The sequence below is a fragment of the Vibrio sp. TH_r3 genome (assembly GCF_033101115.1).
Taxonomy (GTDB): Bacteria; Pseudomonadota; Gammaproteobacteria; order Enterobacterales; family Vibrionaceae; genus Vibrio.
Genome location: NZ_JAWMPW010000004.1, coordinates 183,853 through 208,875 on the forward strand (window position 1 = coordinate 183,853; position 25,023 = coordinate 208,875).

Sequence of the window (25,023 nt, forward strand, 5' to 3'; positions counted from 1 at the left end):
TAGTTCGGTAACATTCGTTCCATTTATAAAGTAATTTTTGTGCTCAAAGCCTTTAGGAATATAGCTTATTACTATAGCGTTGTAACGTTATCCTTCAAAAAAAACGCTGACAAGTGTTTTTATGCCTTGTCAGCGTAATTCTTTACTTATTTATGCGTCCCGTCACTCTTTGAAGATTCAATAGTAAAGCCTGCTGGGTCGTTCTCTAACGCAACGGCTAAAACTTCATCAATCCACTGAACAGGCTTAACGACCAAGTCCGCAATGACATTGTCTGGGATCTCTTCTAAGTCGCGCTCATTATCTTTTGGAATCAATACCGTTTTGATGCCACCACGATGCGCTGCCAAAAGTTTTTCTTTCAAACCACCAATCGGAAGAACTTCACCACGCAAGGTGATTTCACCTGTCATCGCCACTTCAGCTTTCACTGGGTTACCGGTTAAACTAGACACTAGAGCTGTACACATGGCTATACCAGCACTTGGACCATCTTTAGGGGTTGCGCCTTCTGGTACATGTACGTGGATATCCCGTTTTTCATAGAAGTCTGCGTTAATACCCAATTTAGTCGCACGTGAACGTACTACCGTCATCGCTGCCTGTATTGACTCTTGCATAACATCACCAAGCGAACCAGTTTGAGTTAATTTACCTTTACCTGGCATTGCTTCAGTTTCGATTGTCAATAAGTCGCCACCAACTGACGTCCATGCAAGTCCCGTAACTTGACCAACGCGGTTACTTTCATCCGCTTTGCCAAAATCACAGCGCTGCACACCAAGATAGTCTTTTAAATTGTCCATATTCACTGTCACTTGCTTGATAGAGCTATCAAGTAAGATGTTTTTCACAGCTTTACGACAAATTTTAGACAGCTCTCTTTCTAAGCTACGAACACCAGCCTCACGAGTGTAATACCTAATAATTCCAATAATCGCGGAATCTTCAATAATTACCTCGTTCTTTTTCAATCCATTGCGTTCTATCTGTTTTTCTACTAGATGGCGTTTAGCAATATTGAGTTTTTCATCTTCTGTGTAACCAGACAGACGAATGACTTCCATTCGATCTAAAAGTGGGCCTGGAATGTCCATTGAGTTGGATGTCGCAACAAACATAACATCAGACAAGTCATAATCGACTTCTAAGTAATGGTCATTAAATGCATTGTTTTGCTCTGGATCTAGTACTTCCAATAAAGCTGAGGATGGGTCACCGCGCATATCAGAAGCCATTTTGTCAATTTCATCTAATAAAAACAGTGGGTTTTTCACGCCGACTTTTGACATTTTTTGGATCAACTTGCCAGGTAACGAACCAATATATGTTTTACGATGACCACGAATTTCAGCTTCATCTCTCACACCACCAAGAGCCATACGTACATATTTACGACCAGTAGCGGATGCGATGGATTGACCCAATGAGGTTTTACCTACACCAGGAGGACCGACTAAACACAGAATAGGACCTTTGAGCTTATTCACTCGGTTTTGTACGGCTAGATACTCTAAGATACGTTCTTTAACTCGCTCAAGCCCATAATGGTCTGCATTTAATACTTCTTCTGCTTTAGCAAGGTTCTTTTTAACCTTAGAGCGTTTAGCCCAAGGAACCCCAACCATCCAATCAATGTAACTTCTGACCACTGTCGCTTCAGCAGACATAGGAGACATCATTTTCAGTTTTTGTAGTTCTTGCTCGGTTTTTTCACGAGCTTCTTTAGGCATTTTCGATTCTTCAATCTTTTTCTTCAGTGTTTCAAACTCATCTGGCGCATCGTCCATATCCCCGAGTTCTTTCTGAATCGCCTTCATTTGTTCATTCAGATAGTATTCGCGTTGAGATTTTTCCATCTGCTTTTTCACGCGGCCACGAATACGCTTTTCTACTTGAAGCAGATCTATCTCAGATTCCATTTGCGCCATAAGAAATTCCAGACGCTCATTCACGTCTATAATTTCTAACACTTGCTGCTTTTCAGTCAGCTTAAGAGGCATGTGAGCCGCAATAGTATCGGCAAGACGGGCAGGCTCGTCTATACCACTAAGGGAAGTTAAGACCTCTGGTGGTATTTTTTTATTCAGTTTAATAAAACCTTCAAACTGATTAATCGCACTACGTACAATGACTTCTTGTTCTTTTTCATCAAGCTCGGGTGTCGTCAAGTATTCAACATCAGCTAAAAAGAAATCATTTTCTTTAAATTGGTGGATTTTGGCTCTTTGCTGCCCTTCAACCAGGACTTTAACTGTTCCATCAGGAAGTTTGAGCAATTGAAGAATTGTCGCGACGGTACCGATCTCGAATAAATCATCGATATCAGGCTCATCGGTATCCGCTTCTTTTTGGGCTACTAATAATACTTGCTTATTGTTATCCATTGCTGATTCTAAGCAATTAATCGATTTTTCACGACCAACAAACAAAGGAATTACCATATGCGGATATACCACGACATCACGCAGTGGTAATACTGGAATCTCGATACGTTCGGAACGCTCCAAGTTCATATTTATCTCTCTATCCGTTTTCTTATGAAAAGTATATGGGGTCAAATTGATTGGATTCAACAACTGAAGAGAAAAAAGAAACAAATTCTTATGTCGGATTGATCTTATATATTACTAAATTCACTCAACTTTGTAGCTGAGTAAGACCAGTAATAACACCAGATTATAAAAAATGAATTTTATAGTAGATAACACTAATAACAAATAGGGCGAAAAACAAAAAAGGAATGCATTGCATTCCTTTTTTCATCACGACTTAACTGAGCTAATTATTTTATTCAGCGCCAGCCGCTTGATTATCTTTTCCATCATAAATAAGCAGTGGCTCAGATTCACCATTAATAACGGATTCATCTATCACAACTTTACTTACATCTGTTGAAGACGGTAATTCATACATCGTTTCGAGCAAAACACCTTCAAGAATAGAACGTAGGCCACGTGCACCTGTTTTTCGTTCCATTGCTTTTTTAGCGATTGCTTTCAATGCATCTTCACGGAATTCCAATTCTGTATCTTCAATTTCAAACAATGCCGCATACTGTTTAGTAAGCGCATTTTTTGGTTCACACAAAATTTGGATTAGTGCAGCTTCATCGAGCTCTGTTAGCGTAGTAGTGACTGGAAGACGACCGATAAATTCTGGGATTAACCCATATTTAACCAGATCTTCTGGCTCAACTTGCATGAACAGTTCACCAACGGTTTTCGTTTCGTCTTTAGAACGAACTTCTGCACCAAAGCCTATCCCCGTCCCTTTCGCTACACGTTGCTCAATAACTTTATCTAGGCCAGAGAATGCGCCGCCACAGATAAATAGGATTTTAGACGTATCAACTTGCAAAAATTCTTGTTGAGGATGTTTACGTCCACCTTGAGGAGGAACCGATGCAATCGTTCCTTCAACCAATTTTAGCAGGGCTTGTTGAACACCTTCACCGGATACATCTCGTGTTATCGATGGGTTTTCAGCTTTACGAGAAATTTTGTCTATTTCATCGATATAAACTATGCCACGCTCAGCTTTAGCAACATCATAATCACATTTCTGTAATAATTTTTGGATGATGTTTTCTACATCTTCACCAACATAACCAGCTTCGGTTAGGGTTGTTGCGTCCGCCATAGTAAACGGAACATCTAAGAAGCGAGCAAGCGTTTCCGCTAATAGTGTTTTACCACTACCTGTCGGTCCGATTAGAAGAATGTTACTTTTACCAAGTTCCACTCCTTCGGCCGTTGTATCACCATTACGTAGACGTTTATAGTGATTGTATACCGCAACAGCTAGCACTTTTTTTGCATAATCTTGACCAATGACATAATCGTCAAGGTGGTCACGAATATCACGTGGAGTCGGTAATGCTTCTGACTCTTTCTTAGGTAGAACATCTTTTATCTCTTCACGAATAATGTCATTACATAGATCGACACATTCATCACAGATGTAAACCGAAGGACCTGCAATTAGCTTGCGAACTTCGTGCTGGCTCTTACCGCAGAAAGAACAATAGAGCAATTTTCCGCCGCTGTTCTCTTTGCTTTTATCTGTCATTCGCTAACCTCTTAGCTTTAGCCTTATTGACTTGAGTGTATATCAAAATTCATTGCATTTCTTGTAAAACCGAATTCCGTGAGTACGAAAATTTAGGTTTTATTCACCGCGATGATTTAGTACTGCATCCACTAAACCGTATTCTACAGCTTGATCGGCAGACATAAAATTGTCACGGTCAGTGTCTTTTTCAACCACTTCTAGTGGCTGTCCAGTATGTTCTGCAAGCAACTTATTCAGTTTTTGCTTAATGGTTAGAATTTCTTGGGCATGAATCTGAATATCAGAAGCTTGACCTTGGAAACCACCTAGCGGCTGATGGATCATAACGCGTGAATTAGGTAAACAATAACGTTTGCCTTTTGCTCCACCAGCTAACAGAAATGCGCCCATAGAACATGCTTGACCCATACATACTGTACTGATGTTAGGTTTAATAAACTGCATTGTGTCATAAATTGACATGCCTGCTGTTACACTTCCACCTGGTGAGTTGATATATAAAAATATATCTTTATCTGGGTTTTCCGACTCAAGAAATAATAATTGAGCGACAACTAGATTTGCCATATGGTCTTCAACTTGACCAGTAAGGAAAATCACTCGCTCTTTAAGAAGACGTGAGTAGATGTCATAAGAACGCTCACCGCGGGAAGTTTGCTCAACAACCATTGGCACGAGCGCATCAACAATCGGAGACATTATATTTTTTTCTTGGTAGCTCATTTGATATCCCTAAAAAATTACTGCTTTATATAAGTATCTAAATCAATATTAGAGAATAAACAAGAATAAGTTAACTATTCTTAGATAATTGCTTAACATTTATACGTATTTATCATTTTTAACTGATATTACATCAATATCATGTAAACCGACTCGGTATTAGAATACCTATAAAAAACAGTAAAAATATGGTCCGAGTGAACAATTCACACGGACCATATTTATCACAATAAACAGAGTCTGTAATTAAGCAGATTGCTGTTGTTGCTGATTCATTAACTCATTGAAGCTGGTTTCTTTTTCAGAAACTTGTGCTTTAGCAATGATAGCGTCAACAGCTTGCTCTTCTAGAGCTACGTTGCGCATGTTATTCATCATTTCTTCATTTTGCTCATAGTAAGCAACAACTTCGCTTGGGTCTTCATAAGCGGTAGCCATTTCTTGAATAAGCGCTTTAACTTTTTCATCGTCAGCTTTTAGCTCTTCTGCTTTGATCACTTCACCAAGTAGCAGACCAACAACAACACGACGTTTAGCTTGCTCTTCGAACAATTCACGAGGAAGTTGTTCTGCAGCTTCTGGGTTACCGCCAAAACGTTGTGCGGCTTGCTGACGTAGAACACCAATTTCTTGGTCAACTACAGCTGTTGGAACATCGATATCATTTTCTTTTACTAAACCGTCAATCGCTTGTTCTTTGATCTTGTTTTTGATTGCTTGTTTAAGCTCACGTTCCATGTTTTTACGGACTTCAGCTTTAAGCGCATCAATACCGCCTTCAGTCACACCGAATTTAGCAACAAATTCATCGTTTACTTCAGGAAGCTCTTGAGTTTCAACTTTGTTCACTTTTATAGAGAACTTAGCTTGCTTACCTTTTAGGTTTTCAGCATGGTAATCTTCAGGGAACGCAACATCGATTTCAAATTCAGTACCAGCAACTTTACCCATAATTCCATCTTCAAAACCAGGAATCATGCGGCCTTCGCCCAATTCTAGAGGGAAGTTTTCGGCTTTTCCGCCTTCAAACTCTTCACCATCGATAGAACCAACGAAGTCAATTGTTGCGCGAGAACCTTTTTCAGCTGCAGCATCAACTTCAGTCCATGTTGATTGTTGCTTACGCAATGTTTCAATCATCTCATCAACATCAGAATCGTTAACGTCAACTGTTGGCTTTTCAACAACGATGTTTTCTAAACCTTTCAGTTCAACTTCTGGATAAACTTCAAAGCTTGCGGTAAAAACAAGATCTTTACCCGCTTCATTTTCAACTGGTGCAAAAGTTGGTGCGCCCGCTGGATTAATTTTTTCTTTAACGATTGCTTCAATGAAGTGGCGTTGCATAACTTCGCCCATCACATCTTGACGTACAGCTTTGCCGTACGTTTTAGCAACCATCTTCATCGGCACTTTGCCTTTACGGAAACCATCAAAACGACGATTTTTAGCAATATTGCGTAATTCCGCTGTTACTGCATCTTCGATGTTAGCAGCAGGAACAGTAATATTTAGACGGCGCTCTAGGCCTTCAAGAGTTTCAACAGTAGCTTGCATTATTTATAAACCTCAAAACTAACTCAGATTGCTGAGTATTTTAGCCCCAACCGTCTTTAGGTTATGACCATATCTTTATGTTGTACTTCATCGAAGTACCGTTTAATTTGAGCATTGGTACACAATCATTTCGTGAAATGCTCTCCACGATACACATGTACCGGACCAATCAGTGATATCTTCCCATCCCATAATTTTCAATAAGGGACCACTTCATTAAAAAATAACTTTAATAACGAACCGTAAGTAAGGTATCTCCGATTAGTCTCAGAACCAAAATTTTAGACGCGACATTCTAGCGATATGACGAATGGCTGTCGAGTGAAGTTCTAAATTCTCAAGTAACAAGTCGAATAAATATAATTAGACAACCATTAATTTATCTACTTTGCATCAGAAATGGGGACAATAACTGGTTTTTCAATGGAGGGTGATCAATTTTTTCCTAAAATGAGCAAAAAGAGATCTTTGTCTTATTTTAAACGGTTAAATTGGTAAGTTTGCCAAGACACTTTACCCTAAAGTAATTGTTCATGCGGTAAATATTCATGATTAAACTACAACGTATCTCATCAATCATTGTTATTTTGTATTTTTCCACTGTCCTAATCGGTGGAAAAGCCTATTGGCATGCAGCTTATGAAAATCAGAATCAGAACAATTTAGTACAACTCAACCTTTTTACCAGTCAACTTTCTAGCCAGCTAGGTAAATATGCTTATATACCGCAATTATTATCGAAAGACAGCGAGTTAATCGATGCCCTTACTAACCCTAATAATGGTGCTCAAATTGATATCACTAACCGTTATTTGCATAACGTGAATACTATTATTGGAGCATCCGATACGTATTTGTTAGACAAAAATGGCACCACGATTGCCGCCAATAATTGGAATACTGAAACCTCATTTATTGGCCGAAACTTTGCGTTTCGTCCATACTTCCAGCAAGCCATTAATGGCCAACGAGGGCAATATTTTGCACTTGGAACGACATCAAATAGACGAGGATTTTACTACGCATACCCAATTATTTTTGCGGCTGAGAGAATTGGGGTCATTGTAATAAAAACCGAATTAAGTGGCATAGAAAAAAATTGGTCAAATAATGACAGCGCTTTTGTCGCTACCGATTCTGATGGCATAATTTTTATGTCGAGTAATAAAAATTGGTTATATAAGAGTTTGTTTTCCATATCAGAGCAGCAAAAACAAAACATCATGCAAGGTCAGCGTTATCTCGATATGCCCATAAGCCATCTTGGGTTTTCGCGAGATCATTTATCCCAATTTGGACAGATTGAAAAAGATAAATCGGTTTTCTTTAGTGACAAATACCAAAGCGTAAAACAGGCTATGGGTAGTCAAAACCTACAAATTCGGGTGTTATCGCCTGCCGTGCTCATTTTTTGGCAGCTATTTGGCTTCATCATCATTGTGACTTTAGTGTATGCGCTTATTTTTGTGGTTTGGCTACTGTTTCGCAATAGGCATATAAAGATGAAACAAATCGCGTTAATTGAAATGGAAGCCAAACAAAAACTTGAATTTCAAGTGATGGAACGCACGGCTGAATTACAAATGGAGATAGATGAACGAGAAAAAACAGAACTAATGCTCAGGAAAACCCAAGATGAACTCATTCAAGCAGCAAAACTGGCTGTTTTGGGACAAATGTCTGCAAGCATAAGTCATGAACTCAACAATCCATTAGCAGCAATTAGAAGCTTTGCGGAAAATGGCAAACGTTTTTTAGATAGAGGACAAGCTGAAAGAACCGTCGACAATCTGACACGGATTTCTGCGCTGACTGACCGAATGGCCAATATTAGCCAGCAATTAAAATCCTTTGCTCGTAAATCTTCTAGTGATGAACTCGCCATCGTGCAAGTTTACCCAGTTATTATCTCTTCACTCGACTTATTGAAAACTCAATTTAGAGCAAATCAGATAACTATCACCACTTCAATTGAAAACGAAAAGCTGATCGCCAATATAAATATAATACAATTAGAACAAGTAATTATAAATATATTAACCAATTCAATTGATGCTCTAACAGAGTGTGGTACAAAAAACATTGAAATCTGTTTATGTGAAGATGCAGATAAAATTTACATTCATATTGACGATTCAGGTAAAGGATTTACCCAACATAAAACTCGCCAGATTTTCGAGCCATTTTACACAACCAAAAAAAATGGTTTGGGTTTAGGATTATCTATCTCCTTACAAATAATGCAAACCATGGGAGGCGATTTAACCGCAGGCCATTCCAAGTTAGGCGGAGCAAGATTCACGATGACAATAAATAAAGCCGCCGAAAAATAATAATAAGGTAAAAAAATGTACGACGTATTTTTTATTGATGATGAGCCAGACATGAGACTCGCGCATGAGCAAAGCTTTGAGTTAGAGGGTATTTCTGCACGATTTTTCGCCGACGCAGAATCCGCGTTACTTGCAGCGAAAAGCGATGGTTTGCCTTATGTTGTGGTCACCGATATTTGTTTACCCGGCATATCGGGACAGGCACTACTTAATAGCTTCAAAAGCCAAGATAGTGAACTTCCAGTTATACTGATAACCGGCCATGGCGATATTTCTATGGCGGTTCAGTCAATGCAAGATGGAGCGTACGATTTTATAGAAAAACCATTTTCCAATGATCGTCTGATTGATACAGTCAAAAGAGCAAAAGATAAACGCCGATTAATTCAAGAAAACATAAAACTAAAACAAGATCTTAAAGCGAACAAAACGCTAGGCCCTCGAATTATTGGCGAATCTACAAATATGCAGAATTTGAGACAAACCATAACAACAATCGCAGACACCGATGCAGACATCTTACTTTTCGGAGAAACAGGAACCGGTAAAGAACTGGTAGCAAGATCATTGCACGAACAAAGTAGTCGGCGAGAAAATAATTTTGTTGCGGTTAATTGCGGTGCCGTGCCAGAAAACTTAATAGAAAGTGAACTATATGGCCATGAAAAAGGAGCGTTTACCGGAGCAGAAAGTAAGCGTATTGGTAAGTTCGAATTTGCCCAAGGTGGTACACTGTTCTTAGACGAGATAGAGTCGATGCCAATGCAAGCACAAATACGCTTACTTCGAGTTCTGCAAGAACGTACAATTGAGCGTGTCGGTTCAAATCAAATCATTCCTATTAATATTCGCGTTATCGCAGCGACCAAAGTTGATCTTAAAAAAGCTGCGAGTGAAGGGACGTTTCGACAAGACCTGTATTACAGACTCAATGTTGTAACGTTACATTTGCCGCCCTTACGTGACAGAAAAGAAGATATCCCTGCCCTCTTCCATCATTTCTTATTAGTCGCTGCAGCACGATATAAAAAAGCAGCAAGTACACTTCCTCAAGGCGAAGTACAAACGTTAATTTCACATAGCTGGCCGGGTAATGTACGAGAATTAAGAAATGCAGCTGAACGTTATGTGTTATTAGGAAAGTTGGTGCAATTGGAACAAGATACAAACAGTGTTTGTATCAACTCTAGCTTAGCGGAACAAGTTGCTGAGTTTGAAAGATCAGCTATTGAGCAAGCCTTAATAGAATCTGGTGGCAGCATTAAAGATACTATGGAAATACTTAACCTTGCACGTAAAACACTGTATGACAAAATGCAGCGTTATGAGCTAGATAAAGATAACTATAAGGTCAATTAAGTAAAAAACCCTCAATTTAATCCTTGAGGGTTTTTTCTAAAGTTAGGGTAAAAAATTGACGTTTACTTAGTAATAATTTCTGGTCCCATTAAGGTAGTTGGTAACCAAGTAGACACCCACGGTACGTAAGTAACTATTATCAAAAATAAAAACATCACGCCAACCCAAGGTAGTGCCGCTTTTACCACATTTAGCATCGACATTTTGGCAACCCCCGCCGTGACAAAGAGGTTAAGCCCAACCGGAGGCGTTATCATCCCTATCTCCATATTCACCACCATCATAATCCCTAAGTGTATTGGGTCAATCCCCAAAGCGATTGCGATAGGAAAAACTAACGGTGCAACAATAATCAGTAACCCTGATGGCTCCATAAACTGACCGCCAATTAGCAGCATTACATTCACTACAATTAAAAAGGTGATCGGTCCTAAACCAGCAGATAGCATTGATTCAGTGATCATCTGGGGAATACGTTCTTCGGTCAAAACATGTTTTAAAATCAGTGCATTAGCAATGATAAATAACAACATTATAGTTAACTTGCCCGCATCATAAAGAGTGGTATTGGTATCTTTATGCACGAATGCTTGGAACACTTTGATATACCAAGGTTTGGTGTTTTCTTTATCAGCAAAAGGCCCCATATCTTTATAAACGAAGTTGGCAATAAAGAAAGCATAGACTGCCGCAACTGCCGCAGCCTCAGTTGGTGTAAATACCCCGCCATAAATACCACCAAGGATGATAACCACCAGAAGTAAACCCCAACTCGCGTCCTTTGCTGCACTAATCGCTTCACTCCAACCAACAAATGGCTGTCTTGGTAATTTTTTAATCCTAGCAGCAATGTAGATAGCAATAATTAACATTAATCCCGCAAGTAAACCAGGAATCACACCGCCCAAAAACATACGTCCAACCGATACATCTGTCGCTGCGGCATAAACAACCATAACAATAGATGGTGGAATCAATATCCCCAGAGTCCCTGCATTGCATATCACGCCAGCAGCAAATTCTTTGCTATAGCCATTTTTCACCATACCGGCAATGACAATACTTCCGATAGCCACTACCGTCGCCGGAGAAGACCCTGACAGCGCCGCAAACATCATGCAAGCTACAACCGATGCCATCGCTAAACCACCACGAAACCAGCCGACCATGGCGATAGCAAAACGAATAATTCGACGGGCCACACCACCAGTCGACATGAAGCTAGATGCTAAGATGAAAAAAGGAATAGCTAAAAGCGTATAGTGTCCAGCAAAAGCGTTAAACAAAGTTTGCGCCACAGAAGCGAGCGACGCATCTGAATGAATCATTAAGAAAAACATGCTCGCCAAACCCAACGAGATAGCGATGGGTACACCAACCAACATGAACGCAATAACCATAATAAAGAGGAATAGAATAGCCATAGTTTAGTCCTCCTTAACTGCGGCTTTTAGGGCTTCAAGATTTTCTTCAGCCTCGTGACTTGCAATGAGTCTATCTAACTCACCAGTGAATATTTTGTATGCTGCTTGAACGAAACGAGCGGTTAACGTCAACATACTAATTGGCAGTACTGAATAAGGAATAAAGCGCGGTAGTTTTTCGTAACGTTCACCCTCATTGAAAATATCCGCTAAAAATTGCAGCATTTCAGGCATAGGAATGTCATCGGTCTCGTACCAGGCACGTTCAGAGATAAATGGATACCAATAATTCCAAGAACCAATCAATAATAAAACTGAAAAACATAAACAAAGTGAAACGGCGATGATTGCATATATTTTCTGCAGTCCTTTAGGTGCCATATTTATTATCACATCGACACCTATATGAAAGTGTCTTTTTACACCATATGACGCACCAACTAGCACCATCCAAGCAAACATAAAGACCGTTAATTCTAAGGCCCATAAAATATTGTCGTTAAATACATAACGGCATACGACGTTGGCAAAAGTGAGTAAAGTCATAATGCCTAGAAAACTCGATATGAGTGTTTCTTCTAATAAATCCGTTGCCTTTTCAATGCGGGCAAAAAGAGTCTGTTGCATAAAAATTCTCCGCGTTTATTCTGGTTGTAAAAAGCATGGGTAGTTTTTACCCATGCTTGCGGATTACTTATTTGATGCCAGTGCGGCTTCAATCAAATCGGAACCAATATCTTTCTCATATTTTTTCCAAACTGGTTTGAGTACATCCACCCACTCTTGACGTTGATCTGCTGTTAACGAGCGAACCACTCCACCTGCTTCGATAATATTATTCTTATTGGTCTCATTTACTTGGCTAGATTCGGAGTTTCGAGTTTTAGTTACCTCCATAACAATCTGACCCAATTGCTCTCTCACATCCGCTGGTAATTCATCCCAGAAATTATTTGATGTCACAACCAAGTAATCCAGTATTCCATGGTTGGTTTCAGTTACTCCATCTTGTACTTCAAAGAATTTTTTGCCATAAATGTTTGACCAAGTATTCTCTTGTCCATCAATAACTTTGGTCTGCAAACCGCCATACACTTCTTTAAAAGACATTTTCTGCGGGTTAGCTTTTAACTGTTCAAATTGCGCAACTAACACATCCGATGCTTGTACACGAAACTTCAATCCTTCCGCATCTTCCGGGTGAATAAGTGGTTTGTTCGCTGACATTTGTTTCATACCGTTATGCCAAAATGCTAGACCTTTTAAACCACGACGTTTCATGGCATTTTTAAGTTTGTCACCAGCTTCAGAGTTTTGGAAACGGTCAACAGCTGCAACATCTTCAAATAGAAAAGGAAGGTCGAAAATACGATATTTCTTAGTGATTTTCTCAAATTTGGATAAAGATGGTGCGCCCATTTGTACATCACCATTGAGCAGAGCTTCTAACAATTTGTCGTCATCATACAAAGTTGAGTTAGGGAAAACTTGCATACAAGCTTTACCGTTCATTTCTTCATTTACCCGTGATTCGAGTAACGAAGCAGCGATACCTTTGGGGTGCTTATCGGCATTGGTAACGTGGCTGAATTTAATGACAATTTCTCCAGGGTCACAATTAGCCATAGCATTGAATGAGGTTAAAGCAATAGCAGATACAGATAGTAGGGTAAGTGGCTTGATCATTTTTATTCTCCATATGATTTAGCAGTCCCATCTTTGGGATCTGTATTCTATATGGCAATAAGTAAGCCAAGTTTTAACAATTATGCTACATCCCTTATCTAGCAAGAGTTAGAGTTATATGCCCTATCTAACTAACAGATTAACCTGATAGTTAATGGGTGACTATTGACCCATTAATTGAAAGTAAATGTGTCATTTATTACATACTGTATACAAAGTCTAACCACTTTGGGTTGAGTAGATTCAACGCTCTCCAAAATAGGGACAGGCACAGTAAACGGGGAAGCATACAGGGACAGGCACCTTATGAAACAAACTAACCGTTTGCATTAAAAAACAAATCATCACTCGAAACGCGATTAATTGTTTATCTGCTCTCAACGTATTTCCGTTATATTGGCTGCGGTACCTAACACAGGAAGCATCCATGACCACTGCAAGAAGCCAACAAGTTTGCATTGACGCCACCCCTTATTATCACTGCGTTTCTCGTTGTGTTCGCCGCTCTTTTCTATGTGGTTATGATGCCTTTTCACAAACAAGTTACGAGCATCGACGAGACTGGATTGAATCTCGCATCAAAATGCTCGCCACTGTCTATTGTATCGATATTTGCGCTTATGCGGTGATGAGTAATCACTACCACCTTGTGGTGCACATTAACAAAACCAAATTGGATGAATTAACGGATAGTGATGTTGTTCAGCGTTGGTCTCAGCTTCACATTACACCAGACATCATAAAACGATTTATGGGCCATGATTTGAAAGGGAAAGCTGAAATCAGCTTAGCGAATAAGATAATTCTGCAATGGCGAGAGCGACTCTATAGTTTGAGTTGGTTTATGCGTGAGCTAAATTTTGATATCGCTTTGAAAGCGAATAAAGAAGATAACTGCAAAGGCCACTTTTGGGAAAGTCGATACAAAAGTCAGGCTTTGCTCGATGAAAAAGCGTTGCTTGCTGCCATGGCTTACACTGACTTGAATCCCGTGCGTTCAGGTACCGCTAAAACCCTCGATACCTCCGATTACACTTCAATCAAAAGTCGATTAAAGACACTTTATCAACAACAACCCACCGAGCCGAATTTATTTCCTTTCGTTGGTGGTTCAACCAGCACAACTCATCCAGGAATACCGTTTAGATTGATCGATTACTTAGAACTTGTTGAGTGGTCAGGTCAAAAGCTAAAAGAAGGCAAAGCAAGCCTAAATCCGCGTACTCCGTCTATTTTACAAAGACTCAATCTAACGGATAAAGATTGGGTAATTGCTTGCTCACAGTTAGAGAAACAACGAGCCATTTTAGTTGGGTGTAGACAAAGTTTTCCATCGGCTCTACCTAAATTACGCCGAAGTCGAATACGTGGATATCAGTTAAGTTAAATAAATTCAACCAATCGCACTCATCATTTGAAGTATATTGCAAATCCTCTTTCTATTACCCGACCTGATAAATTAGACCGATAGAACAAATGACCAAACTACTTGCCACCAATTTTCAGCATTAGTTTTTGCTAGATTCGATTGATAAATGGTTTTTAAAGTGACTGTCCTAGTTATGGCTATGGCTGGTTTTTAAAGTGGCTGTCCTAGTTATGGCTCTAGTTATGGAATACTGAACCAAAGGCTTACTTAACTATTTGGGAGCAGAAGTGAACAGATTAAGAGCAGAAACGAACAAGGCCTCAGCATCAAAAATGCTAAGGCCTTGAAAAATATGGCGCTCCGTGCAGGATTCGAACCTGCGACCACCCGCTTAGAAGGCGGGTGCTCTATCCAGCTGAGCTAACGGAGCATTGAGGCTGTGAATTATACGAAAGAACTTGCTAAGGTCAATGCCTTTCTACAATAAACTGTTTTAAGTGGGCAAAAAAAAACCAACGAGTTAAAATACAAACATAGCAAACGTTTGCTTGATAGACCTAATCAAAAAAATTTGCGACAATGCGCACGCTTTACAATTAACCAGTTCAAGGGACCCTATGACGGCTCAAAATATCGATGGAAAGTTAATATCTCAAACTGTTCGTTCTGAAGTTGCCGCTCGCGTAAAAGCGCGTACGGAAGTTGGATTACGCGCTCCAGGGTTAGCGGTAGTGCTCGTCGGAGAAGACCCCGCATCTCAAGTTTATGTTGGAAGTAAACGAAAAGCATGTGATGAAGTGGGTTTCGTATCTAAATCTTATGACTTACCCGCTACGGCCAATGAACAGCAACTATTGGATTTAGTTGATCAGCTAAATGTCGATGACGAAATTGACGGTATTCTAGTCCAATTACCACTTCCTGCCGGAATTGATAGCACAAAAGTACTTGAACGGATTGTTCCTGAAAAGGATGTTGATGGGTTTCATCCGTATAATGTTGGACGATTAGCACAGCGCATACCCAAGCTTCGATCTTGTACACCTAAAGGGATTATAACGCTTCTAGAACGTTATAATATAGAGCTGCGAGGTAAACACGCTGTCGTTGTGGGAGCATCTAATATTGTCGGCCGTCCAATGACGTTAGAATTACTCTTGGCTGGATGCACCACCACAACCTGTCATCGATTTACTAGCGACTTGCAATCTTTTGTACGCCAAGCGGACCTTGTTATTGTTGCGGTAGGGAAAGCGAATTTCATCCCAGGAGACTGGATAAAAGAAGGCGCTATTGTAGTTGATGTAGGTATAAATCGTTTAGACTCAGGTAAATTAGTTGGTGATGTAGAATATGACGTGGCGAAAACACGAGCCAGTTTCATCACACCAGTTCCTGGTGGCGTTGGCCCGATGACCGTTGCTAGCTTAATTGAAAACACCATGATTGCATGCGAACAATACAAAAAAAATTAATGATCTTAAACGTAATCTAAATAGAGTCACGCTTGTTGCAATCTCCCTAAAAGGAAGATTGCAACCTAGCAACAACTAATCTAGTTAATTTTATCTGCTAAATGGCTTACTGCTAGACCAAAATAATAAGAACGATTCCATTTCATTAATGTCTGATAATTACCATAAATTAAATAAGAACGTCCTCCTTTATCATCAGGCATAATCAACCACGCATCAATATCGGGGGTTATTTGTGGTAATGATGTACCATTTAATTTTCGAACACCTAGATCGTTCCACTCTTGTAATGTTTTAGCTTTCTCTTGCTGTCGTCCAGTCAAATTAGCCGATAAGTTTTCAGGCACACTAACCTGACGACCCCAGGTATATTTGTCGTCCCAACCATGGCTTTTTAAATAATTTGCGGCAGAAGCAAACACATCAGGTTTAGTATTCCAGATATCTATTTTTCCATCACTATTACCATCTACCGCATAATGAACAAATGAACTTGGCATAAACTGACTCTGTCCCATAGCACCAGCCCAAGACCCTTTCATGTTCTCTATAGAGATATGTTCTTGCTCCAGAATCGTCAATGCCGCCATCGTTTCTTTTTTAAAAAACGCTTCTCGTCTACCGTCATAAGCCAAAGTCGTCAAAGCATCTATAACGTTGTAACCACCTGTAAACCTACCAAAATTGCTTTCAACACCCCATAAAGCAACGATGAATCTTGGTTGAACACCGTACTCAAGACCAATTCTATTCAGATCTTCATAATGCTCTTTATACAGAGCTCTAGCTTGTTTAATTTTCCAGTCAGGTACTGCTCTTGGAATGTATTCGTCTAGAGTAAGTTTCTTTTCCGGTTGATTCTTATCCGCTTTGATTGCTCTAGGTTTATATTTTACGTTTGCGAAAGCACTCTCTATTGTCTGCTCTGAAATACCATACTCTCTCGCTTCTTGCTTTAAGCCATTAACGTATTCAGTAAATTCCATTTTTTGTTGTGAAAACGCATTGGTTGTTAGTCCGATACCTAACATAAATAAGACCAGTTTTTTCAATGTTAACCCTCTCCTTTAGCTGACTTTTTAGTAATAAAGCTTAAGATTGTTTTAGTTTTTGTGCTTTATATTGCTCCAACACATTTTGTGTTGGAGGTGGAAGTTGAAGGAAAAAACCATCCTCTTGTAGAGATTCTTTCACTTTATTGACATCGACTTGGGCTAATTTACGCCCATCTAACTTAATCACCATTACAAAATGAGGCACGCCAAACATTGCCATCAATTCCTCTGGGACTTGAGAAAAATTGTCCTTTTCGGCAATGTATAAATAAGCACCATCTTTCTTCTTACTTTTATATATCGAACACAACATAAATAAAGTTAACCTTTTAATAAAGTATCCAATTTTTCACCAAGTACATCCCTTCTCCAACCGACCATTAAATCAGGCAACATTTCAGGATCTCGATTCTTTTTCCAAGCCCAACTAATCAATTGATTAATTTGTTTCTTGGAAGCTAAAAATTCACTGGCTAAATGAGTCGATTGGGAAACGTGTTTAACATGATCTTTAAGCACTTTAAAAGTTTGCTTGTAGGCTGGCTTATCCATCAAACGCTCTATTTTTTCTGGCCATTGATCTTCGCTAAGCTGTTCTGCACTTTTCACTATTTGGATGATTTTTTCTCCGTGACGGCGAATAGCTCTTTGATCAAAACCCTCTTCATTCATCATTCGTAGTGACTTAATGCCTAACTTTGCAACCGTCCAAAGATCTTGTTCTTTAAATACAAAGTTGAGGGATATATCTTTATTTAGTGCTTCTTGTAAGCGCCATATAGCGAGTGGTTTGAGAACCGCTAACTGCTTAGGAGTGAGTTGCCATGCTCCTTTTATATCAATATAAGCCGACTCAGGATTAGACACCGTGCAACGTTTTTCTATGAGTAATTCCGACTCTTGGAACGCCGCCTCTTTCCATCCAGATTCAATAATTTGTTGATCAAGTGAATTAAACAGAGGGAGCAAATAATATACATCGGCAGCAGCATATTCTAGTTGTCGTAACGTCAATGGTCGAGCAAGCCAATCGGTCCTCGATTCACTTTTATCAAGTTCAATATTTAGATATTGGTTAACTAAAGACGCAAATCCAGTCAATAGACCATGGCCTAAGAAAGCAGCCATAATTTGAGTATCAATCATAGGAAATGGAGTACAGCCAAAACTTTGTTTAAATACTTCTAGATCTTCACCACAAGCATGCAATACTTTTAATACAGAGGCATCCTTAAGCAATTTTTCGAATGAAGACATATCATCAATACATGAAGGATCGATCAGTGAAAGATTGTTGCCATCATATAACTGGATTAAGCCAAGTTGCGGGAAGTAAGTTCGAGTACGCACAAATTCAGTGTCTAGCATGACACTATCAGCTTGGCTGGCAAGCTCACAAACGGCTTCAAGTGCCGATGTTGTATCAATTATTTTGTATTCCACATAAATCTCTATTCATAAAAATGCCGACTGTTATAGTCGGCATCATACCATTTGAGTGACGCTAAGTAACCTCTAAATACAAGCTAGTCTTAGCGATTTTAAGCAACCTCTTTGACACTATTTTTCCCCTGCGTAGCGTTACGTCTAGCCTCATCAGCTTCACGTAATTCTCGACGCAAAATTTTTCCCACATTAGATTTAGGTAGCTCGTCAATAAATTCCACGACTTTCGGTATTTTATAGCCGGTTAAATATTGTCGACAATGTTGAATAATCTCATGTGAAGTTACGCTTGGATCACGCTTAACTACAAAGATCTTAACCAGTTCACCGGACGCATTATTTGGTTCACCAATCGCTGCAACTTCTAAGACTTTACCATGCAATACGACTACATCTTCAATTTCGTTAGGATACACATTAAATCCTGAAACTAAGATCATATCTTTTTTGCGATCGACTATTGTGATATAGCCTTTGTCATCAATTTTGACAATATCCCCCGTAGATAGCCAGCCGTCTTCACTAATTGTGCTACGTGTCGCTTCGGCCCGCTGCCAATAACCTTGCATCACTTGTGGGCCTTTGACTTGTAATTCACCAACTTGATCCATTGCCAGTGGTTTGCCTTCATCATCAACAATACGAACATCTGTTGAACAAACAGGCATACCGATGGAGCCATTATATTCTGTGGTATTATACGGGTTAACAGACACTAATGGTGAGCATTCGGTCAGGCCATAACCCTCTGCTAGAGTTACACCTGTAACCTTTTGCCACTTTTCTGCTACTGCTCGTTGCACTGCCATTCCACCACCAATGGTTAATTTCAGATTGCTAAAATTCAACTCATGGAAGTCTTCATTATTGACTAATGCATTAAATAAAGTGTTTACTCCTGTCAGTGTAGTAAACTTGGTATTTTGCAACTCTTTGATGAACCCTGGTATATCGCGAGGGTTAGTAATAAGTAAATTACGACCACCGAATTCAATAAACAATAAACAATTTACCGTTAACGCAAACACATGATAAAGAGGTAATGCGGTTACCACCGATTCACGTCCTTCTTGTAACACCGCTTGGTACACACCTTTACATTGCATCACATTAGCAATCATATTGCGATGCGTTAAAATAGCGCCCTTAGCTACACCTGTTGTACCACCGGTGTACTGTAAAAAAGCAATATCTTCACCGGACATAAAAGGTTTGACGTATTGTAGCCTACGACCTTTATAGAGTGCTTTTCTAAACGATATAGCACCCGGCAAGTGATATTTAGGTACTAATCTTTTTACATACTTCACTACAAAATCAACGACTGTCCCTTTTGCTCTCGGCAACATTTGGCCAAGACTGGTGAGGACGACATTTTTTATTGGCGTATTCGCGACAATTTTCTCTAACGTACTGGCAAAGTTTGAAACGATTACAATAGTCGACACATCAGCATCGTTAAGTTGATGCTCCAGTTCTCGGGGCGTGTAAAGAGGATTTACATTCACCGCAATCAGACCTGCTCGTAATATGCCAAAAAGGGCCACCGGATATTGCAGCAAGTTGGGCATCATCAACGCCACACGTTCGCCTTTTTTAAGCTTGAGATCATTTTGTAAGTATGCAGCAAATGCACGACTTCTCTCTTCAAGCTTTCGATACGTCATTATCGAACCCATATTTTCAAATGCAGGCTGATCAGCGTAATTGCGCACTGCATTTTCAAACATCTCTATTATAGATTGATATTGATCTGGGTTGATTTCTTTGGGTACGTCACTCGGGTAATGTGAAAGCCAAGGTTTATTCACAATTACACTCCTCGTTATTGGCAATTTGTTGTTATAAGGCGTTATAGATTTTATCAATACGATACATAAAGACTTAAGCGTTTTTCATTTAATTAACATAGTTATTACAACACAGCTTCAATCACTTGTGTATGAAACAATCAAACAGACGTTTAAATTTTGTTAACTAAGCCAACAATTAACTCTGATGTTAATTCAGTCTGTTGAATATGGCAGTGGTGTCCGCCGGGAATGTATTCAACGTTAAATTGACTATTTTGTGCCAAGATCGGATGTTCAAGTTCCGCTTCTGCTTGTTGTAACAAATAATCATATCCAGACTGTCCAAGAATAACTAAATGTGGACAGCGCACTTCTTTCATAATAACTTCGGCATTTCTACGTGACATCCTTGTCAAAGAATCAGCATGAAGCTTAGGGTCATGTCGCCATTTCCAAACTTCGCCATCGAATATCGTACCTCTCTTTACAATAGGCATGACTTCGAGTCGTCTTAAATGATTCACTTTTGCTCTAATATCAACCATCTCATCAATACTAAAAAAATATCTTTGCCTTTTCTCATTAATTTTTTGCCGACTAAGTATGCCTTCACGCAATCTTTTGACTGTATTATTAGGCGACTCTGCTAATGGGCCAAAACCTTCTATTTGAACTAATCCAGCAACATTTTCAGGAAAAGCAGCACTATAGCAAGTAGCCAAAAACGCACCAAGTGAATGGCCAACTAATACCATCTTCTTGGTTTCTAACACACTCAAAAACTGGTGAATATCATCAAGATAGTCGTGAAAAAGATAGTAATTATCGTCTTCACGATGAGTGGATAACCCATGACCAGGAAGATCTACTGCGATCAAATGAGCCTCTGGCATTAACTGATGACATGCTTTCATCAACTTGGTAAAACTAGCCGAGTTATCTAACCACCCGTGAATAAAAACGACCGTTATTTCGGCCGTTTTTGCCTCTCCTAATTCCATAGTCGCTAGTCTGTTGTGAACTAGCTTGTATTGTTTTTCAATAAACATCTATTTTACTTCCTGTACAACCTTTCCTTTGCTAGGCAAACCTTTGTAACTTCGGCAATATAGTCCGTAGCAAGGTGAAAAGTGACTGTCAACGTCTCTCACTACAACCGTCTCTTCGATACGCCATAAATGGGACCCAGTAACCCGCATAACTGGAAAAGCTAATTCGAACTCGTCAACTTTACCTAATTCTTCTCCTTGACTAATACCTAACAAAGTGACGAGCCTGCCTTCTGTATAGGCCATCGGTTCAACATACCCATCAACGTAAGCAACAAATCGTCCGGAAGGCTCAAAATCTAAACTGGGTTTACCATTGCTACTAATTGGTATATTCACCACTTCAATTCTGGTCTTATCTGACAAATTGGTCACCTTAGCAATAATTCCGCCAAGACGAATTTCCTTGACTTGCTCCTGAGGAAGATTTAACCATTGCTGATAATCAGTAATAACTTTTTCGTTAGTGGTATGAAGTGATTGGGGTAATGAAGAACATGCCGATACAAGCATCAACATAACGATTACACTCAACATTCTGATCATAAAGTTTCCTTAATATTAACCAACTAAATTGATAGGGTAGTGGTTAATAATATTGTCTCTAATACTAGGCATGAACACTAGAATTAGATAAAAATAATATCGAAAAACAACATACTAAATATAAATATCGACACCCAATAACTTTGCAAGATGTTCTTTTTTAGCGTGATGGAATACGTCCATATACTGTTCCATTGCTCTACGAGAATGACCTTCAGGAAGGTCATATTGAAGTTCAACTTTTTCTAAATCGGACTCACTCACTGCCCGAATAGATTGCGCCACTGCTGACGCAACTTTTGATGTTTGATTATTATCTTGCGTATCCCTATTTTTTAAAGCACTTTTGTTATGTGCTTTATGATTTCGTTGGACTATTGCAGGCGTTAAGCCATTCACTGTCACCATTTATCGTCACCATTTAAAAAGTTATCGCCATTATAATATCGTTATTTTTACTGATTAGAGCCCTATTCCTCTAATAAGTTACTATTCTCGACCTGGCAGCTTCTTCCAAGTTACTTTATCTCGTAAATACACCGGACTCGCTTCTTCTGCTGAGGTTGTATTACCTTTAGCAAACTCCAATTGAGCAAGAAAAGCAATATCTTCTGCTTCTGGGTATAAAACGTCCGTTTGTTGGCCTTTAATCTCAAGCGCAGCCAGATCTTGTTGGTAGGCTTGCCATCCAGTACCAGTAAACGACCACGGATGACTATCTACATCTACTGTTTCAATAAGTTGTGATGGAGCGACAACACACTCTGGTTCAAATTCGCGCCATTCACCACTATCTTGACGAACAAAACGGCCCCAGTACACTTCGCTCATACGAGCATCAATAGCACAAGCCGCATAAGTTGAACCATGTTCTCGATAAGCCCCTTGAGCCATGGCCGCTAACGTTGATATTCCTATCATAGGCAAACTTGCGCCAAATGCTAACCCCTGCGCAATACCAATACCAATACGTACACCAGTAAAACTTCCCGGACCTCGGCCAAAAGCTAGCGCATCAACATCATCTAACGTAATACCAGCTTGCTGCAGCAATTCGTCTACCATAGGTAATATTTTGGCCGTGTGCTCACGAGGTGCGATTTCACTACGACTAATCAAGTTGTCCCCTACCATTAATGCAACGGAACAATTTTCTGTGGATGTATCTAAAGCAAGAATTGTTGCTTTCATTAACGCCTCGAATTATATAATGATTGATTAAGTTAGCTTTTCTAGAAAAGCAGTGACTTGTGTTAAATCTCTTGTTCTTGGTATAGGTGGCAAGCTCTGCAAGAAAATCCCACCATAATCTCTAGTAACAAGACGATTATCGCAAATAATCAGTACACCTCTATCTTTTCCATCTCGAATTAATCTCCCTACCCCTTGCTTTAAAGTGATCACCGCATCAGGTAACTGAACTTGACGAAATGGTTCTCCACCACTGAGTTTACAATCTTCTATCCGCGCTTTTAATAACGGATCATCTGGGGCAGTAAAAGGTAATTTATCGATAATAACACAGCTTAGCGTATCACCTCTAACATCTATCCCTTCCCAAAAAGCCCCAGTAGCCACTAACAATGCATTACCTAATTCCATGAACTCTGCCAGTAATTTTTGTTTACTTGTTTCGCCTTGCATCAATACAGGAATTGTCAATATGGCACGAAAGCCCTCGGTCAATTCTTTCATCATGCTATGAGAAGTGCATAAAAAGAAACAGCGACCATTATTTTGTTCAATGACAGGGGCGAGCATTGAGACTAGTTTTTTCGATAATCCAGGACTATTAGGTTCAGGCAAATATCGCGGCACACAAAGTTTTGCTTGAGTTTGATAATCAAAAGGGCTTGGTAAAGAAAACTGCTCCTTGGGCTGCAAACCTAAACGATGAGTAAAATGTCCAAAATCATCCGATACGGCTAAAGTAGCGGAAGTGAACACCCAACATCCGTCCTTTTGTTCAATTTGTTGCTTAAATTTATCGGCAACCGAGAGGGGGGTAATATGCAAAGAAAATTGTCGCGGTGTCGTTTCATACCAATAAGAATAACCCATTATAGAAACGTCACAAACGCGATCCAGTCGAGATTTAATCGTATTAGCGCGCTCAAACGCTGTATCGAGCAATTGGCTACGGCCTAACGCTAATTTGAGCACATCAATTGCTAATCCTAAGCTGTCTTGTAGTCGACTCAATTCTCGTACAACCGATTCCGACTTTAACGCTTCGCGCCAATTGCCTTTGTACCCCGTGTCTCCCAAGACAATACGCATATCCATTGCTGACTGGCTCAACCGAGTTGATACCTTTTGTAATTGACGCATATCTCGGGCTTCTGTGCGGTATCCGATGTCTATATCCTTGGACAGTTCAAGCAATTGCCTACTCGATAACGATTGACCAAAATATTGGCTAGCAATATCAGGTAATTGATGAGCTTCATCAAAAATAAACACATCCGCTTCTGGAATCAATTCACCGAATCCAGTTTCCTTAATCGCCAAATCAGCCAAAAAAAGATGATGATTTACCACAACAACATCAGCATCCATGGCTTTTTTTCGTGCCTTTAAAACAAAACAATCTTCAAAGCTTGGGCATTCTTTACCTAAACAATTATCATTAGTTGACGTAATTGAAGCAATGATTGGACTATCTTCAGCGATATCTTCGCAATCGCCTAAATCACCACTTTTAGTGGTCGAAGACCAACTCCGCACTTTGATCAATTGCGTCAGTAGCGTCGGCTCTGCTTCGTTAGTGTGGCTTTCGACTAATTGTCGACTCAATCGATCTAAACACAAATAATTGGAACGACCTTTTAATAAGGCAACTTGACCATAATAACCGAGCGCATCTACCATCAACGGTAAATCACGATGGAAAAGCTGCTCTTGTAGATTTTTTGACCCAGTACTAATGATAACTTTTTTACCACTTAACAGTGCCGGCACCAAATAAGCAAAGGTTTTACCTGTACCCGTTCCGGCTTCAATTACCAGTTGCGATTTGTCCTTGATGGCTTTATTCACTGCTTCAGCCATATCAATTTGAGGCTGTCTAGCAGAAAAACCTGGTATAGCTTTACCAAGCGCACCGTCCGAAGAGAAAGTTTTGCGTATCATTT

At 39.6% G+C, this 25,023-nt stretch carries 20 protein-coding genes and 1 tRNA gene; 4 read left to right on the forward strand and 17 right to left on the reverse strand.

All coding sequences use genetic code 11. The annotated features are described in order from the left end of the window. Positions 1–146 precede the first annotated feature (146 nt). The 4 genes from lon to tig form a co-directional block, all read right to left on the reverse strand. A complete protein-coding gene (lon, locus tag R3X26_RS06260) occupies positions 147–2,516 on the reverse strand; it encodes an endopeptidase La (protein ID WP_317716363.1) in 2,370 nt (789 codons plus the stop codon). Positions 2,517–2,790: 274 nt separating this feature from the next. Further along, positions 2,791–4,071 carry an ATP-dependent protease ATP-binding subunit ClpX gene (gene clpX, locus R3X26_RS06265; RefSeq protein WP_317716364.1) on the reverse strand — a complete coding sequence of 427 codons (1,281 nt, stop codon included), beginning with the start codon at positions 4,069–4,071 and terminating at the stop codon, positions 2,791–2,793. A 99-nt stretch (positions 4,072–4,170) separates the two neighbouring features. After that, entirely contained in the window at positions 4,171–4,797 is a 627-nt protein-coding gene (gene clpP / locus R3X26_RS06270) for an ATP-dependent Clp endopeptidase proteolytic subunit ClpP (RefSeq protein WP_317716365.1), read from the reverse strand. 246 nt (positions 4,798–5,043) lie between these two features. Then, positions 5,044–6,354: a trigger factor gene (tig, locus tag R3X26_RS06275; protein ID WP_317716366.1), complete on the reverse strand. Its 1,311-nt coding sequence runs from the start codon at positions 6,352–6,354 to the stop codon at positions 5,044–5,046. A 548-nt stretch (positions 6,355–6,902) separates the two neighbouring features. On the opposite strand from tig, the gene R3X26_RS06280 reads away from it, so the two are divergent. Continuing rightward, the gene (locus tag R3X26_RS06280; RefSeq protein ID WP_317716367.1) at positions 6,903–8,687 is read left to right on the forward strand and encodes an ATP-binding protein; all 1,785 of its coding nucleotides are present in this window, start codon (positions 6,903–6,905) and stop codon (positions 8,685–8,687) included. Positions 8,688–8,702: 15 nt separating this feature from the next. Beyond that, positions 8,703–10,046: a sigma-54 dependent transcriptional regulator gene (locus R3X26_RS06285; RefSeq protein WP_317716368.1), complete on the forward strand. Its 1,344-nt coding sequence runs from the start codon at positions 8,703–8,705 to the stop codon at positions 10,044–10,046. A gap of 62 nt (positions 10,047–10,108) precedes the next feature. On the opposite strand, the gene R3X26_RS06290 is transcribed toward R3X26_RS06285, so the two are convergent. From R3X26_RS06290 to R3X26_RS06300, 3 genes are all read right to left on the reverse strand, one after another. Beyond that, positions 10,109–11,470 carry a TRAP transporter large permease gene (locus tag R3X26_RS06290; RefSeq protein ID WP_317716369.1) on the reverse strand — a complete coding sequence of 454 codons (1,362 nt, stop codon included), beginning with the start codon at positions 11,468–11,470 and terminating at the stop codon, positions 10,109–10,111. Positions 11,471–11,473: 3 nt separating this feature from the next. Further along, on the reverse strand, positions 11,474–12,097 hold the full coding sequence (locus tag R3X26_RS06295; protein ID WP_317716370.1) for a TRAP transporter small permease: 624 nt from the start codon (positions 12,095–12,097) through the stop codon (positions 11,474–11,476). A 63-nt stretch (positions 12,098–12,160) separates the two neighbouring features. Continuing rightward, complete coding sequence (locus R3X26_RS06300; RefSeq protein ID WP_317716371.1) at positions 12,161–13,156, reverse strand: DctP family TRAP transporter solute-binding subunit; 996 nt, start codon at positions 13,154–13,156, stop codon at positions 12,161–12,163. Between the two features lie 427 nt (positions 13,157–13,583). On the opposite strand from R3X26_RS06300, the gene R3X26_RS06305 reads away from it, so the two are divergent. Then, a complete protein-coding gene (locus R3X26_RS06305) occupies positions 13,584–14,543 on the forward strand; it encodes a transposase (protein WP_317716372.1) in 960 nt (319 codons plus the stop codon). A gap of 335 nt (positions 14,544–14,878) precedes the next feature. Here the strand turns inward: R3X26_RS06305 and R3X26_RS06310 are convergent. Continuing rightward, positions 14,879–14,955 (reverse strand) — tRNA-Arg (locus tag R3X26_RS06310). A gap of 187 nt (positions 14,956–15,142) precedes the next feature. On the opposite strand from R3X26_RS06310, the gene folD reads away from it, so the two are divergent. Then, positions 15,143–16,000, forward strand: coding sequence for a bifunctional methylenetetrahydrofolate dehydrogenase/methenyltetrahydrofolate cyclohydrolase FolD (gene folD, locus R3X26_RS06315; RefSeq protein WP_317716373.1), 858 nt, complete (start codon positions 15,143–15,145; stop codon positions 15,998–16,000). Positions 16,001–16,080: 80 nt separating this feature from the next. On the opposite strand, the gene R3X26_RS06320 is transcribed toward folD, so the two are convergent. The 9 genes from R3X26_RS06320 to R3X26_RS06360 all read right to left on the reverse strand — a co-directional run bounded on the left by R3X26_RS06320 (position 16,081) and on the right by R3X26_RS06360 (position 25,021). After that, the gene (locus R3X26_RS06320; RefSeq protein ID WP_317716374.1) at positions 16,081–17,052 is read right to left on the reverse strand and encodes a lytic murein transglycosylase; all 972 of its coding nucleotides are present in this window, start codon (positions 17,050–17,052) and stop codon (positions 16,081–16,083) included. Positions 17,053–17,092: 40 nt separating this feature from the next. Continuing rightward, positions 17,093–17,368 carry a YcgL domain-containing protein gene (locus R3X26_RS06325; protein ID WP_317716375.1) on the reverse strand — a complete coding sequence of 92 codons (276 nt, stop codon included), beginning with the start codon at positions 17,366–17,368 and terminating at the stop codon, positions 17,093–17,095. Positions 17,369–17,376: 8 nt separating this feature from the next. Beyond that, positions 17,377–18,498 carry a ribonuclease D gene (gene rnd / locus R3X26_RS06330; protein WP_317716376.1) on the reverse strand — a complete coding sequence of 374 codons (1,122 nt, stop codon included), beginning with the start codon at positions 18,496–18,498 and terminating at the stop codon, positions 17,377–17,379. Between the two features lie 98 nt (positions 18,499–18,596). Further along, positions 18,597–20,312 (reverse strand): long-chain-fatty-acid--CoA ligase FadD, encoded by a 1,716-nt coding sequence (fadD, locus tag R3X26_RS06335; RefSeq protein WP_317716377.1) that lies wholly within the window; start codon positions 20,310–20,312, stop codon positions 18,597–18,599. Between the two features lie 152 nt (positions 20,313–20,464). Continuing rightward, complete coding sequence (locus tag R3X26_RS06340) at positions 20,465–21,343, reverse strand: alpha/beta hydrolase (protein WP_317716378.1); 879 nt, start codon at positions 21,341–21,343, stop codon at positions 20,465–20,467. Further along, positions 21,344–21,889 carry a Slp family lipoprotein gene (locus tag R3X26_RS06345; protein WP_317716379.1) on the reverse strand — a complete coding sequence of 182 codons (546 nt, stop codon included), beginning with the start codon at positions 21,887–21,889 and terminating at the stop codon, positions 21,344–21,346. It abuts the gene before it with no gap. Between the two features lie 114 nt (positions 21,890–22,003). Then, on the reverse strand, positions 22,004–22,297 hold the full coding sequence (locus R3X26_RS06350; RefSeq protein WP_317716380.1) for a chromosome partitioning protein ParA: 294 nt from the start codon (positions 22,295–22,297) through the stop codon (positions 22,004–22,006). Positions 22,298–22,378: 81 nt separating this feature from the next. Next, positions 22,379–23,080 carry a tRNA (adenosine(37)-N6)-threonylcarbamoyltransferase complex dimerization subunit type 1 TsaB gene (gene tsaB, locus R3X26_RS06355; protein WP_317716381.1) on the reverse strand — a complete coding sequence of 234 codons (702 nt, stop codon included), beginning with the start codon at positions 23,078–23,080 and terminating at the stop codon, positions 22,379–22,381. 27 nt (positions 23,081–23,107) lie between these two features. Then, complete coding sequence (locus R3X26_RS06360; RefSeq protein ID WP_317716382.1) at positions 23,108–25,021, reverse strand: ATP-dependent DNA helicase; 1,914 nt, start codon at positions 25,019–25,021, stop codon at positions 23,108–23,110. Positions 25,022–25,023: the final 2 nt, after the last annotated feature.

Excerpts from the sequence above, each read along its gene's own strand:
- lon (WP_317716363.1), bottom strand. The coding sequence starts at position 2,516 with ATGAACTTGGAGCGTTCCGAACGTATCGAGATTCCAGTATTACCACTG.
- clpX (WP_317716364.1), bottom strand. The coding sequence starts at position 4,071 with ATGACAGATAAAAGCAAAGAGAACAGCGGCGGAAAATTGCTCTATTGT.
- clpP (WP_317716365.1), bottom strand. The coding sequence starts at position 4,797 with ATGAGCTACCAAGAAAAAAATATAATGTCTCCGATTGTTGATGCGCTC.
- tig (WP_317716366.1), bottom strand. The coding sequence starts at position 6,354 with ATGCAAGCTACTGTTGAAACTCTTGAAGGCCTAGAGCGCCGTCTAAAT.
- R3X26_RS06280 (WP_317716367.1), top strand. The coding sequence starts at position 6,903 with ATGATTAAACTACAACGTATCTCATCAATCATTGTTATTTTGTATTTT.
- R3X26_RS06285 (WP_317716368.1), top strand. The coding sequence starts at position 8,703 with ATGTACGACGTATTTTTTATTGATGATGAGCCAGACATGAGACTCGCG.
- R3X26_RS06290 (WP_317716369.1), bottom strand. The coding sequence starts at position 11,470 with ATGGCTATTCTATTCCTCTTTATTATGGTTATTGCGTTCATGTTGGTT.
- R3X26_RS06295 (WP_317716370.1), bottom strand. The coding sequence starts at position 12,097 with ATGCAACAGACTCTTTTTGCCCGCATTGAAAAGGCAACGGATTTATTA.
- R3X26_RS06300 (WP_317716371.1), bottom strand. The coding sequence starts at position 13,156 with ATGATCAAGCCACTTACCCTACTATCTGTATCTGCTATTGCTTTAACC.
- R3X26_RS06305 (WP_317716372.1), top strand. The coding sequence starts at position 13,584 with ATGACCACTGCAAGAAGCCAACAAGTTTGCATTGACGCCACCCCTTAT.
- folD (WP_317716373.1), top strand. The coding sequence starts at position 15,143 with ATGACGGCTCAAAATATCGATGGAAAGTTAATATCTCAAACTGTTCGT.
- R3X26_RS06325 (WP_317716375.1), bottom strand. The coding sequence starts at position 17,368 with ATGTTGTGTTCGATATATAAAAGTAAGAAGAAAGATGGTGCTTATTTA.
- R3X26_RS06340 (WP_317716378.1), bottom strand. The coding sequence starts at position 21,343 with ATGTTTATTGAAAAACAATACAAGCTAGTTCACAACAGACTAGCGACT.
- R3X26_RS06345 (WP_317716379.1), bottom strand. The coding sequence starts at position 21,889 with ATGATCAGAATGTTGAGTGTAATCGTTATGTTGATGCTTGTATCGGCA.
- R3X26_RS06350 (WP_317716380.1), bottom strand. The coding sequence starts at position 22,297 with ATGGTGACAGTGAATGGCTTAACGCCTGCAATAGTCCAACGAAATCAT.
- tsaB (WP_317716381.1), bottom strand. The coding sequence starts at position 23,080 with ATGAAAGCAACAATTCTTGCTTTAGATACATCCACAGAAAATTGTTCC.
- R3X26_RS06360 (WP_317716382.1), bottom strand. The coding sequence starts at position 25,021 with ATGATACGCAAAACTTTCTCTTCGGACGGTGCGCTTGGTAAAGCTATA.